Source organism: Streptomyces sp. NBC_01485 (genome assembly GCF_036227125.1).
In the GTDB taxonomy this organism is placed as follows: Bacteria; Actinomycetota; Actinomycetes; order Streptomycetales; family Streptomycetaceae; genus Streptomyces.
On sequence record NZ_CP109435.1, the window covers coordinates 4,872,043 to 4,884,176 of the forward strand.

The following is a 12,134-nucleotide window of genomic DNA, read 5'->3' on the forward strand; positions in this document are numbered from 1 at the left end:
CCCACCCGGCCAAGTGTGAGAAGGGTCTACTTGACGGGGTTGGGGGCGTGGTCGGGGACGACTGGATGAATTGCCCGGCCCTTCTCCTTCAGGCGGGTCTCGGTACGCTTGCGCCCATGTACGGATACGGCCAGCCCATGGACGGCGGTGCTGCGCAGCAGCAGTACGCCCCGCCGCAGCAGCAGATGCCCGGCGGCCACGGCGGGTACGGCCAGCAGCCGCCGCTCTATCCGGAGCCGTCGCCGCCCTCCCTCGCGGACGCGGTGCGGGCCTTCACCACCGGGCAGCTCGCCGCCGAGGACTTCCAGCAGGTCTTCGCGACCTCCAAGGTCTACTGCCCGCGCGGCGACAACCCCGGTTTTCTCGCTCTGCACAACACCCAGCAGCCGGTGATCCCGATGTTCACCTCGCTCAAGGAGCTGCGCCGGTACGCGGGCAAGGAGTCCAAGTACTTCGTGATCACCGGTGCCGAGGTGATCGACCTGCTGCCGACCGGCTACGGCTTCGTCCTTGACATGGAGGGTGAGCACCGGATGGTGTTCGACGCGAAGGCTGTCGAGCAGATGGTCGACTTCGCGATGCGGCGGATGTACGGCTGAGCGCCTGCTGAGCGCCTGTTGATCGGGGCGGTGCGGCCCGGAGGGAATGTCCTCCGGGCTTTCGTCGTTTTGGGTAGCAGGAAGTTCAATGCTCAACTAAAATGGAACGCACGTCGCCCAAGGAGGTACGGACATGCCCGCAGTGACCGTCGAGAACCCGCTGACCCTGCCGCGCGTCGCCGCGCAGGCGGACGCGGTGGCACGTCCCGTGCTCGCCGTCACGACCGCGCCCAGCGGTTTCGAGGGTGAGGGCTTCCCGGTGCGCCGTGCGTTCGCCGGGATCGACTACCGTCACCTCGACCCGTTCATCATGATGGACCAGATGGGCGAGGTGGACTACGCGCCGGGCGAGCCGAAGGGCACGCCCTGGCATCCGCACCGCGGCTTCGAGACCGTCACCTACATCATCGACGGCATCTTCGACCACCAGGACAGCCAGGGCGGCGGCGGCACCATCACCAACGGCGACACCCAGTGGATGACGGCCGGCTCGGGCCTCCTCCACATCGAGGCGCCGCCGGAGTCGCTGGTCATGTCCGGCGGTCTCTTCCACGGCCTCCAGCTGTGGGTGAACCTGCCGGCCAGGGACAAGATGATGACGCCGCGGTACCAGGACATCCGCGGCGGGCACGTGCAGCTCCTGACGACGCCGGACGGCGGTGCACTCCTTCGGGTGATCGCCGGCGAGCTGGACGGTCACGCGGGTCCCGGTATCACCCACACCCCGATCACGATGATCCACGCGACGCTCGCACCGGGCGCGGAGATCACCCTGCCGTGGCGTGAGGACTTCAACGGGCTGGCGTACGTGCTGGCGGGCAAGGGTGCGGTGGGCGCGGAGCGCCGTCCGATCCACCTCGGCCAGACGGCGGTCTTCGGCGCGGGATCCTCGCTGACGGTCCGCGCGGACGAGAAGCAGGACTCCCACACGCCGGACCTGGAGGTCGTCCTGCTGGGCGGGCAGCCGATCCGTGAGCCGATGGCCCACTACGGCCCGTTCGTCATGAACACCAAGGACGAGCTCCAGCAGGCGTTCGAGGACTTCCAGAAGGGGCGCCTGGGCACGATTCCGGCGGTGCACGGGATGACGGAGGAGGGCATCTGACCCTCCGGCCCGACGGGAGCCGGTACGGTGTGACAAGGCCCGAAGCCGCAACTTTGATTTGCGACTTCGGGCCTGCCTCATGTCACTGCGCTACGGCAGTACCACTGCACTACGGCAGTACGTAGACCGGCGCCCCGTCCGGAGTGCACCCGGTCTGGCGCACGCACCCCCGCTTGAGCAGCATCCGCAGGCAGTCGTGGACACGGTCGTGGGACAGTCCCGTACGCGTGGCGATCTCCTCCACCCGATAACGGGCCTCACCGTGCGCCAGGGCCGGGGCGAGGAGGGTGGCTACGGCGTGCACGTCCTCGGTGACGACGAGGTTCTTCGCCTTCCAGGTCGCGAGGATTTCCTGAGGCGTCGGCCTTGTGTCGGAGACGGGCCGGGAGCGGTCACCCGGGCTTCTCAGTGCTTCGGCGATGTCCCGCAGCGCGTCGGCCATCAGGTTCTGGCTGTGGGTGAGCTGCCGCAGCAGATCGGTGCGTTCCTCCTGGAACGCCAGCAGCATCTCGTCCGCCCTGATGTTCCGCTCCTCGAGCCGCACGATGGCGTCGGCGACCTGGTCGGGCATGAGGTACGCGGTGCCGCCGGTGGGGGCGGGTTGTACGGGGGCCGGTTCCAGGGAGTAGGAACCGTCGCGCTGGATGGTGGCGATGACTTCGGAGACCCAGGTTTTGAAGGGCTGTGATTCCGGCTTGGTACAGGCGTTGACCAAAAGGATCAAGCCCTGAAGGTTGACGAGGTTCATGTCTCGTCGCCACTCTCGACCTGCGGGAATGCTGAGAGTGTGCCTCTGGAGCACACTCTCGACGCTGTCGAAGTTGGCTGCGTCGGCAATGTTGCGCAGAGTGGAACCGACGTGTGCGTAGCCCAGGTTCCTGCACACGTCGACCGCCGGGAACCAGTGCGTCCCGTCCGGCATGGTGAGCCTCCGTACCCGTGCGCCGGTCGCGGCGTACACGAAGTCACTGATCTCGATCGCGTCCTGCTGTGCCGCCGACTGATCCGGCGGCTGTGTGTTGTTCTGCTCGTACATCGAGCATCACCTCCGGCTCCGAAGCTAGGCATATGCCGACGCAACGTATGTCCGTAGCAAGGATGTTCATCCTTTTTGGGGACAGACGTATCGATTTCTGTGGTCGCGTGACGGAGCGTCACCCGGGTGGACCGTCCGCGCAGGACAGCCACCCCGCCCCGTGGTCCGCTGGATGCGTGCACCTGCTCCCCCTCCCCGTGCGTCGGTTCGCCGCCTGGTGCGTTGTCGTGCTGCTTGTCTGCGGGGTCGGGTATGTGGGGATCCGGCTCTGTTCCGAGTTGCGGACGGCTGTCACGCCCGTGTTGCTCGCGTTGCTCGGGACCGCGTTGCTCGGGCCCTTGCATCGGCGGCTCGTCAAGGCGGGGGTGCCTCGGGCGGTGGCGGCCGGGCTCACCTGTGTCGCCGTTGTCTGTGTGGTGGGCGGGGCCGTCTATATCGTCGTCGCCGCGTTGATCGACACCGGGGATCAGATCGTCGCCTCGCTCAAGGACGCGGGGCAGGATCTTTCCGGGCACTTCGGGGCCGCCGGGACCTCGCTCGACGACCTTGCCTCCAATGCCAAGGAGCTGCTGACCAAGTTCGGGGGGACGGCGGCCTCCAATGTGATCAGCGGGGTGAGCGTCGTCGGCGAGGGCATCGCCATGGCCGTGCTCGCGCTGTTTCTTGTCTTCTTCTTTCTCCGGGACTCGGATCGGGCGGTCGGTGCGCTGCGTTCCGTCGCTCCGGGCGGGAGCGCCGACACCCTGGAGGCCATGGCCCGGCGGGCCTTTCGGGCTGTCGAGGGGTTCATGCGCGGGACCACCTTCATCGCCTTCATCGACGCCGTGTGCATCACCGTCGGACTGCTCGTCCTCCGTGTGCCCGGTGCTGTCGGGCTCGGCGCGCTCGTCTTCGTCGGCGCCTACATCCCCTATCTCGGGGCCTTCGTCTCGGGGGCCGTCGCCGTGCTGGTCGCTCTCGCCGAGCGCGGGGTCGTCATCGGGCTGTGGGTGCTCGGGGTCGTGCTCGCCGTGCAGGTGCTGGAGGGGCATGTGCTGCAGCCGGTGATCCAGAGCCGGACCGTGCAGATGCATCCGGCGGTGGTGATGGTCGCCATCACCGCCGGGGCGTCGGTGGCCGGCGTGCTGGGCATGCTGCTCGCCGTGCCGGTCACGGCCGCCGCCTTCGGGGTGGCGTACGAGCTGCGGGAGCGTTACGCCCCGCCGTCCGGTCTCCCGGGATCCCCCGAGCCGCCGGGATCGTAGAGCTCGCCGGGTTCGTGAGGCTCCTCTCGCTCACCGGGCTCCTCTCGCTCACCGGGCTCCTCTCGCTTACTGGGCTCCGGGCTCGTAGAGCTCGAACCAGATGCTCTTGCCCTCGCCCCGAGGTGCCACCCCCCAGGTGCCCGCGAGCAGTTCGATGAGGACCAGGCCGCGGCCGGAGGAGGCGAGTTCGCCGGGGCGGCGTTTGTGGGGGAGGTCGTCGCTGGTGTCGGTGACCTCGATGCGGATCCGGCGCTCGCCCGGCGCGCCGGTGACCTCGGCGACGAGCAGCGCGTCGGCGTCGGTGTGGACGAGGACGTTGGTCAGGGCCTCGGAGACGAGCAGGACCGCCGAGTCGACCTGGTCCGCGCAGGTCCAGTCGTGCAGCAGCTCGCGCAGTTCCTGCCGGGCCACGGCGATCCGCTCGGGCTCGGCCTGCGCGACCGTCAGCATCGAGCGGCGCACGGGCTGCCGGAGGGGGACGGCCCTGCCCGCGGCGCCCGCAGCCCCCGGATCACAGCCGCCCTCGCCCTGGCGGCACAGGAGCAGGACGGCTATGTCGTCCTCGCGGCGGTCCGACAAGGGACCCGTGGTGTGGTGGGAGGAGGGGCCGTGCACCGCCTGGACCAGGGCGTCGGCCAGCTCCTCCAGGTCACCCTCGTGCGCCTCCAGGATCTTGCGGACGCGCCGCCAGCCGGTGTCGAGGTCGTGGCCGCCGGTCTCCAGCAGGCCGTCGGTGCACAGCAGCAGCGCCTCGCCGGGCTCCAGGGCGAGCCGGGTGGTGGGGTAGTCGGCGTCCGGGTCGATGCCGAGCGGGAGTCCGCCGGCCGTGGCGCGGACCAGGACCGTGCCGTCGGCCATCCGGATCGCCGGGTCCAGATGGCCGGCCCGCGCCGCCTCCAGGACCCCGGTCACCGGGTCGACCTCGATGTACAGGCAGGTCGCGAAGCGAAGGTCGGGGTCCTCGCCGTCGGCGGCGTGGTTGATGCCGTGGAAGAAGCCGGAGGCGCGGGAGAGGACGGCGTCGGGGCGGTGACCCTCGGCGGCGTACGCCCTCAGCGCGATGCGCAGTTGCCCCATGAGGCCCGCGGCGCGGACGTCGTGGCCCTGGACGTCCCCTATGACCAGCGCGAACCTCCCGCTGGGCAGCGGGATCATGTCGTACCAGTCGCCGCCGACCTGGAGGCCGCCGCCGGTCGGTATGTAGCGGGCGGCGAGAGTCATGCCGGGTATCTCGGGGCCGAGCGTCGGGAGCATGGAGCGTTGCAAACCGTCGGTCAGCTCGCGCTGGGTCTCCGCCGCGCCCGCGCGGGTCAGGGCCTGGGCGAGCATCCTCGCGACCGTCGTCAGCACGGACCGCTCGTCCGGGGTGAACGCGACCGGGTACGCGAAGCCGGCCATCCAGGCGCCCATCGTGCGGCCGGCCACCGTCAGCGGCAGGAACGCCCATGACTGGCGGCCGAAGTGGGAGGCGAGCGGCCAGGTGAGCGGGTAGCGCTCCTTGTACTTCTCGGGGGAGGACAGATAGACGGCCCGGCCGCTGCGTACGACTTCGGCGGCCGGATAGTCCGTATGGATGGACATCTGCGCGAAGGGGCCCTCGGCGCCTGGCTCCTGCCCGTGGTGGCCGATGATCGTCAGCCGGTCGCCCATGACGCCGAAGACGGCCAGTCCGTCCGGTGAGAAGCCCGGCATCGACAGGCCCGCCGCGACCCGCAGCACCTCCTCCGTGGACCGCGCCTCCGCCAGCGCCCGGCCCGCGTCCAGCAGGAACGCCTCCCGTGAGCGCCGCCAGTCGCCGGTGACGGCGGTCCGGCCGGCGGGGGTGCCCGGCGCCGGTTCGGTGACCTCCTGGAGGGTGCCGATCAGCTCGTACGCCTTCTTCACCTGGTCGAACGACGGCTTGGAGCGGCTGCGGACGACGCGGACGACCCGCCCCCGGTCGTCCATGATCCGGATGCGCACCTCGGCGAGGGTGCCCTCGGCGACGGCGAGCTGGATCACTCCGGTGATCTCGTTCCAGTCGACGGGGTGGAGGCGGGCGCGGGTCTGGGCCTCCGTGAGGACCGTCTCCTCCCGGGGCAGCCCGAGCAGCCGGGCGGCCTCGGCGTCGACCGTGACCAGCCCGGTGGCGGTGTCCCAGTGCCATAGGCCGGTCGCGAGGGAGACGAGAACCTCCCCCACGGCGGGCAGCGGCTCGCCAGTGCGCATTGCCCCACTTTAAGAAGAAGCAATCGAGAAGTGCCACCGATCGCCGGACCTGTGCCGGACCTGTATTGCGGGGAGGTGATCAGTGACTGCCCGGTACGCTGGGGGTTGTTTCACGTGAAACATGGCCTGTTTCACGTGAAACGTGCCCCCCGATCCGCGAAGACTGGATGAACGACGATGCATCGGTACAGGTCCCACACCTGCGGCGAGCTCCGCGCCTCTGACGTCGGCACCGACGTCCGGCTGAGCGGCTGGCTGCACAATCGGCGCGACCTGGGCGGCATCCTCTTCATCGATCTGCGCGACCACTACGGCATCACGCAGCTCGTCGCCCGTCCGGGCACGCCCGCGTACGAGGCTCTCGACAAGGTGACCAAGGAGTCGACGGTCCGTGTCGACGGCCAGGTCGTCTCGCGTGGCGCGGACAACGTCAACGCGGACCTGCCGACCGGTGAGATCGAGGTCGAGGTCGGTGAGGTCGAGCTGCTGGGCGCCGCTGCTCCGCTGCCGTTCACGATCAACACCGAGGACGGGGTCAACGAGGAGCGGCGTCTCGAGTACCGCTTCCTGGACCTGCGCCGCGAGCGCATGCACCGCAACATCATGCTGCGCACGTCGGTCATCTCGGCGATGCGGCACAAGATGACGGCGCTGGGCTTCAACGAGATGGCGACGCCGATCCTGTCCGCGACCTCCCCCGAGGGCGCCCGTGACTTCGTCGTCCCGTCCCGGCTGCACGCGGGCCGGTTCTACGCGCTGCCGCAGGCTCCGCAGCAGTTCAAGCAGTTGCTGATGATCTCGGGCTTCGACCGCTACTTCCAGATCGCCCCCTGTTTCCGTGACGAGGACGCGCGAGCGGACCGTTCGCCGGGCGAGTTCTACCAGCTCGACGTCGAGATGAGCTTCGTCGAGCAGGAGGACGTATTCCAGCCGATCGAGAAGCTCATGACGGAGCTGTTCGAGGAGTTCGGCGGCGGGCGGCACGTCACCTCGCCGTTCCCGCGGATCCCGTTCCGCGAGTCGATGCTGAAGTACGGCTCCGACAAGCCGGACCTGCGGGCCCAGCTCGAGCTCGTCGACATCACCGACATTTTCGAGGGCTCGGAGTTCAAGGCGTTCGCGGGCAAGCACGTGCGCGCGCTGGCCGTGCCGGACGTCTCATCGCAGCCCCGGAAGTTCTTCGACCAGCTCGGTGACTTCGCGGTCTCGCAGGGTGCGAAGGGTCTGGCCTGGGTGCGCGTGGCCGAGGACGGCTCGCTGTCCGGCCCGATCGCGAAGTTCCTGACCGAGGAGAACGTCGCCGAGCTGACCAAGCGGCTGTCGCTGGCCGGCGGTCACGCCGTGTTCTTCGGCGCGGGCGAGTTCGACGAGGTCTCGAAGATCATGGGCGCGGTGCGCGTCGAGGCCGCCAAGCGCGCCGGGCACTTCGAGGAGGGCGTCTTCCGCTTCTGCTGGATCGTCGACTTCCCGATGTACGAGAAGGACGAGGAGACCGGCAAGATCGACTTCTCGCACAACCCGTTCTCCATGCCGCAGGGCGGTCTGGAGGCCCTGGAGACGCAGGACCCGCTGGACATTCTGGGCTGGCAGTACGACATCGTCTGCAACGGCGTCGAGCTGTCGTCCGGCGCGATCCGGAACCACGAGCCGGAGATCATGCTCAAGGCGTTCGAGATCGCGGGCTACGACCGGGAGACGGTCGAGGAGAAGTTCGCCGGCATGCTGCGCGCGTTCCGCCTCGGCGCTCCGCCGCACGGTGGCATCGCGCCGGGCGTCGACCGCATCGTCATGCTGCTGGCCGACGAGCCGAACATCCGAGAGACCATCGCCTTCCCGCTCAACGGCAACGCCCAGGACCTGATGATGGGCGCGCCGACGGAGCTGGAGGAGGCCCGGCTGAGGGAACTGCACCTCTCGGTGCGCAAGCCGCAGCCGAAGTAAGGCCAAGCCGTAGCCGTAGCCGTAGCCGTAGCCGTAGCCGTAGCCGTAGCCGTAGCTGTAGACGTAGCGGCAGCCGGAGTAAGGCAAGCCTTTCAAAGTGGCCTTTCGTAGAGGGACCTGAAGTCGACGTCGATTTCAGGTCCCTTTCGCATGCCCGTGGAAAAGATCGCTGTTTTCTCAGCTCACTGACAGCCTTCCTATCTAACTTCCGGCGGCATGACAGAGAATCAACAGTCCCAGGAATCCCACGTCACCCAGGAATCGGGGGAGTTGACGCGCCGCAAGATCGTGGTCGTCGGTGCGGGCGCGCTCGCGGTGGCCGGTCTCGGCGGCACGGCGTTCGCGGCGAGCGCCGCCACGGAGGACGGCAGAGCGACGCGGTCGGCGACCTCGGCGCAGGACGATGCCGAGGTCTGCTACCGGCTGACCTCGGAGACGGTCGAGGGCCCCTACTACATCGACGCCGACAAGATCCGCCAGGACATCACGGAGGACCGGGAGGGCATCCCGCTCCTCCTCGACCTGAAGGTGATCGACTCGGAGACCTGCAAGCCGATCCGGAACGCTGCCGTGGACATCTGGCACTGCGACGCGGTGGGCGTGTACTCGGGCTACGAGGACATGGGCAACGGCGGTGGCGGCGGCGGTCCCGCGCCCACCGGCGCGCCCCCGACCGACACGCCCACGGACGCACCCACCGGCCCGCCCCCGGGAGGCGGCCACCAGGAGCCCACGGACGACACTCGCTACCTGCGCGGCACCTGGCGGACGGACCGGAACGGCCATGTCGCCTTCCGGACCGTCTTCCCGGGCTGGTACCGGGGCCGTTGCGTCCACATCCACGTCAAGGTGCATGTGGACGGCGAGTGGACCGACGCCGGTTACGAGGGCGGGCACGCCTGCCACACCGGCCAGTTCTTCTTCGACGAGGAGTCCGTCCTGGCCTCGGCGGTGGTGGAGCCGTACGCGAGCAACGCCGCCGAGCGCACGACGCTCACCGAGGACACGATCTACGACCAGAGCGGCACCCAGGGCGGCCTGCTGAAACTCCGTTACGGCAAGCGGCACATCGGCAAGGGCGTGCGCGGGTCCCTCACGGTCGGCGTCGACCCGGAGGCGACGGAGGACGGCCAGGGCGCACCGCCCCAGCCCACCACGTCCGCGTCCCCTTCGGCGTCGTGACGTCGGTGACGGCGTGACGTCCGTGACGGCGGCGGCGACCCAGGAGTAACTCGGAGTCATCGGAGTAAGCAGCTCATCCGGGGTTCTCCCCCGCCGCCCCCCGCCCCCGCCCCCGCCACCCGCTCCGGCGCGTACACCGCACGCGTCCGCGCGCTGTGGCGGCGGGCGGCGAGCAGGGCGTCGCGGGCGGGGATCACCCGGGTGCCGGCCCCTCTTGGGAACCTCACCGGAGGTGCACAGGAATCTTGGGGGGCGTCCACAGCGGTCTCGCGTCTCATGAGGGAGGAGAGCAGACAAAGGCCGCCAAGAGAGGAAACCAGCGGTGGGCGCGGTGGATGCGGTGGGTGTGGTGGGGTCCATGGGATCGACGGGGGGCGTGATCGCGCTGGCTGCGCTGCTGGTCGTCGGCGCTGTGGCGGGGGTGGTGGTCCAGCGGCGGGCGCGGCGGGGGCGGCACCCCGCCGGGTTGTCCGGCCTGGACGCGGAGGTGGAGGCGAACCACTGGCTCGTGCGGCTGGGCGGCGGTCTCGTCCCGCCGGACGTGCGGGTGTGGGCGGGGGCGGAGGAGGCGGCGGGGCGGGCGTTGACCAGTGCGGCGGAGTGTCATCGGGCAGCGCGGGTTCAGTTGGCCGCGGCACGTACGGCGGCGGAGTACGGGGAGGTGGCGCGGGTGGCGAAGGAGGGGCTGGAGCATCTGCGCGTGGCGCGCACGGCACTGGGCCTGGACTCACCCCCGGCGGCGCCTGTCCCTGGGCCGGCGGGGGTGTTCGCGGTCACGTCTCGCTAAGTGCCAAGTGCCAAGCGCTCGAGGCGCCCCAAGTAAGGCAAGCCTCAGGATCTCCTTTACCGTAAGTAGGCCGGAAATAGACCCTCGTTCTTGTGTCTTTTTGCCTGGCCTTGGAATTCCACAGGTTGTTCCCACCTCTCTGACAGGGCGGCCTCCTAACTTCGCCGCCATGACGGGAAACATCGAGAACAACGAGCACAACGAGAACAACCAGAACCTCGGCGCGAACGAGCAGCACGGGCCCAAGCACAAGCGGGATCTGACGCGCCGGAAGGTCGTCGTCGCCGGTGCGGGGGCGGCCGTTGCCGTGGGGGCGGGTGGGGCGCTTGCCGCCGGTGCCTTCGCCGGGGACAAGAAGCCGGGCAAGGGCACCAAGCCCAGCACGTCGGCCAGTTCCTCCGAGGTCTGTTACAAGCTCACCTCCGAGACCACCGAAGGCCCGTACTACATCGACGCGGACAAGCTCCGCCAGGACATCACCGAGGACAAGGAGGGCATCCCCTTCACCCTCGCCCTCAAGGTGATCGACTCCGAGACCTGCAAGCCCATCGCGAACGCCGCCGTCGACGTCTGGCACTGCGACGCCCTCGGCCTCTACTCCGGGTACGAGAGCAGCTCCACGGGAGGTGGCGGCGCTCCGACCGACGCGCCCTCCGGTACCCCGACCGGGACTCCGACCGGTGAGCCGCCGGCCGGTGGCGGCGGTGGCGGTGGTGGGCACGAGGAGCCCACCGACGACAAGCGTTACCTGCGCGGCACCTGGAAGACCGACAAGCAGGGGCGCGTCACCTTCAAGACGATCTTCCCGGGCTGGTACCGGGGCCGCTGCGTCCACATCCACACCAAGGTGCACGTCAACGGCGAGTGGACCGACGCCGGTTACGAGGGCGGCAACACCTGCCACACCGGCCAGTTCTTCTTCGACGAGGAGTCCGTGCTCGCCTCGGCCGCGGTGGCGCCGTACTCCACCAGTACCACCGAGCGCACCACGCTCACCGAGGACACGATCTACGACCAGAGCGGCGTCCAGGGCGGTCTGCTCCAGTTGAAGTACAACAAGAAGAGCATCGCCAAGGGGGTCGTGGGCTCCATCACCATGGGGGTAGAGCCGGACGCGACGCACGAAGGCACCGACGACGCCGTCCAGCCGGGCGCGTCCGCGTCCGCCTCGGCGAGCTGAATCCCGGTGGGGGTGTTCCGCTCGGACGTCTACTCGTCCGGTGACGCCCCCTCCTCCAGCAGTCGCTCGGCGATGTCCGTCGACCAGGACTGGGCCCACGTCCGCAAGTCGGCGATGTCGGGTTCGGTCAGGCCGTACTCCGTGAACGCCGTGTCCGGGTAGTGGTCGGTACCCGTCAGACGGGTCTGGAGGGTGGGCAGGTCGAAGTCGTCGCGGGCGTGGCGGCGGGCCAGTTCCTCCAGGTCGGGGTGGGTGAAGCGGGCGGACGCCGCCCTCGCGTCGATCAGGTCGACGGCCAGCCCGCGGTCGTACAGCGCGCGGATCCTCGTACCCACCGCGTCCGGGAGGCAGAGCGCCGGCCCGTACGACGTCGGGACGGGCGGGCTCCAGAAGGTTTCCTTGTGCAGGGCCAGATGGAGGGCCGTGCCCGTGGCGCGCTCCAGCACGGACAGGTGCGCCGACAGCGGGTCCGCGTCCCGCAGCGCCGCCTCGAAACGGCCCCGTGAGGTGAGCGTCGCGCTCAGCGTCTCGGCGAGCCAGGGCATCGGCTCCGCGCTCTCGGTCGCCAAGTCCACGTTGCCGTGCGGGCGTTGGAGCAGTCCGTGCGCCTGGAGGGCGTAGCCGCCGGCCAGCGCCCACGGGGCTGTGGGCGGGGCCGTGCCGAAGACCTCGGCGAGCAGCCGGAGGTGGGGTTGGAGAAGGTCCACGACGTAGTCGTAGCAGCCCCCGGCGGCGTTACGGCACTTCGCCCGGCCGCGTCAGCTCGCTACGGACGAGCCTGAGGGGGCCGGAGAAAAAATCGTGACGGGCGGCAACTCTTTTCACGGCGGCGACCACTGACAGGGCGTAAGC

Annotated in this window: 10 protein-coding genes; 7 read left to right on the forward strand and 3 right to left on the reverse strand. The window is 69.5% G+C overall.

Annotated elements, in window-relative coordinates:
* Window positions 1–116 precede the first annotated feature (116 nt).
* Both OG352_RS22240 and OG352_RS22245 read left to right on the forward strand, forming a co-directional pair.
* Entirely contained in the window at window positions 117–599 is a 483-nt protein-coding gene (locus OG352_RS22240; protein ID WP_327316471.1) for an SseB family protein, read from the forward strand.
* Window positions 600–732: 133 nt separating this feature from the next.
* On the forward strand, window positions 733–1,704 hold the full coding sequence (locus OG352_RS22245; protein ID WP_329219202.1) for a pirin family protein: 972 nt from the start codon (window positions 733–735) through the stop codon (window positions 1,702–1,704).
* Between the two features lie 109 nt (window positions 1,705–1,813).
* Here OG352_RS22245 and OG352_RS22250 read toward each other — a convergent pair whose 3' ends face one another.
* Window positions 1,814–2,740, reverse strand: a complete 927-nt coding sequence (locus OG352_RS22250; RefSeq protein WP_329219204.1) for a BRO-N domain-containing protein — start codon at window positions 2,738–2,740, stop codon at window positions 1,814–1,816.
* A 176-nt stretch (window positions 2,741–2,916) separates the two neighbouring features.
* Here OG352_RS22250 and OG352_RS22255 point away from each other — a divergent pair, with 176 nt between their 5' ends.
* Entirely contained in the window at window positions 2,917–3,984 is a 1,068-nt protein-coding gene (locus tag OG352_RS22255; RefSeq protein ID WP_329219206.1) for an AI-2E family transporter, read from the forward strand.
* A gap of 66 nt (window positions 3,985–4,050) precedes the next feature.
* Here the strand turns inward: OG352_RS22255 and OG352_RS22260 are convergent, their stop codons facing one another.
* Window positions 4,051–6,192, reverse strand: coding sequence for an ATP-binding SpoIIE family protein phosphatase (locus OG352_RS22260; RefSeq protein ID WP_329219208.1), 2,142 nt, complete (start codon window positions 6,190–6,192; stop codon window positions 4,051–4,053).
* A 177-nt stretch (window positions 6,193–6,369) separates the two neighbouring features.
* Between OG352_RS22260 and aspS the strand changes: the two genes are divergently transcribed.
* The 4 genes from aspS (at window position 6,370) to OG352_RS22280 (ending at window position 11,282) form a co-directional block, all read left to right on the forward strand.
* On the forward strand, window positions 6,370–8,133 hold the full coding sequence (aspS, locus tag OG352_RS22265; RefSeq protein ID WP_329219209.1) for an aspartate--tRNA ligase: 1,764 nt from the start codon (window positions 6,370–6,372) through the stop codon (window positions 8,131–8,133).
* Window positions 8,134–8,349: 216 nt separating this feature from the next.
* On the forward strand, window positions 8,350–9,315 hold the full coding sequence (locus OG352_RS22270; protein WP_329219211.1) for an intradiol ring-cleavage dioxygenase: 966 nt from the start codon (window positions 8,350–8,352) through the stop codon (window positions 9,313–9,315).
* Window positions 9,316–9,673: 358 nt separating this feature from the next.
* Window positions 9,674–10,102 (forward strand): hypothetical protein, encoded by a 429-nt coding sequence (locus OG352_RS22275; protein ID WP_329219213.1) that lies wholly within the window; start codon window positions 9,674–9,676, stop codon window positions 10,100–10,102.
* Window positions 10,103–10,271: 169 nt separating this feature from the next.
* Entirely contained in the window at window positions 10,272–11,282 is a 1,011-nt protein-coding gene (locus OG352_RS22280) for an intradiol ring-cleavage dioxygenase (protein ID WP_329219215.1), read from the forward strand.
* 29 nt (window positions 11,283–11,311) lie between these two features.
* On the opposite strand, the gene OG352_RS22285 is transcribed toward OG352_RS22280, so the two are convergent.
* Window positions 11,312–11,989, reverse strand: coding sequence for a hypothetical protein (locus tag OG352_RS22285; protein WP_329219217.1), 678 nt, complete (start codon window positions 11,987–11,989; stop codon window positions 11,312–11,314).
* Window positions 11,990–12,134: the final 145 nt, after the last annotated feature.